Origin of the sequence: Variovorax sp. MHTC-1 (assembly GCF_003984645.1) — a bacterium.
Classification (GTDB): domain Bacteria; phylum Pseudomonadota; class Gammaproteobacteria; order Burkholderiales; family Burkholderiaceae_C; genus Variovorax.
This window is the reverse complement of the sequence record NZ_RWKI01000105.1, coordinates 1-495: the sequence shown is the minus strand read 5'-3', so window position 1 is coordinate 495 and position 495 is coordinate 1. Positions and strand designations below refer to the sequence as shown.

The 495-nt window shown below is 57.0% G+C and carries 1 protein-coding gene; it reads right to left on the bottom strand.

Features of this window, described 5'->3' with window-relative positions; translation table 11 throughout:
- Positions 1-52: 52 nt before the first annotated feature.
- Positions 53-495 (bottom strand): hypothetical protein (locus tag EJI01_RS28475; RefSeq protein ID WP_221885744.1); only part of this gene is annotated, 443 nt, incomplete at its 5' end.

Here is a 495-nt window from a genome sequence, read left to right as displayed (position 1 = left end):
ACGGATGAATCTGTGGTCGTTGACGACCGTCTGGTCTTGGCCGCAGGCTGGGTTAGGCAATCTTGGGGGGGTCGACGCCAATGACTTGCCGCAGCAAGACAAGGTCTGGAGCATCGGAATCAACGTCGAACAAATCTTCGGTGATGCCGGTCTTGGCGTCAGCTAACCCGATGATAAAGACCCGCCCAAAATACGAATGAAGTCCTCCTGCGAACTGCGCAATCTGCTCAACGTCTGAGAACCATCCCTCTGGCTCGCGCCCTGTATCGGGGAGAATCAGGTTGAGGCCGAGGTCCCAGGTCGGCAGGTCACCGTCCCGCAGTCCCTCAGTAGAGCCGCGCTGGTTGACAACCCAGGGGATGTGCAACTTCCAAGCGCGCTTCTTCACGAAATCCACGAGCTTGGCCTCGAGCTCTTCCTCGATTTCCTCTAGGTCAGCGCCCTCGATGTAGGCGAACAACGTGTGTTTGGACATACAACTGAATGTCGGGTGTT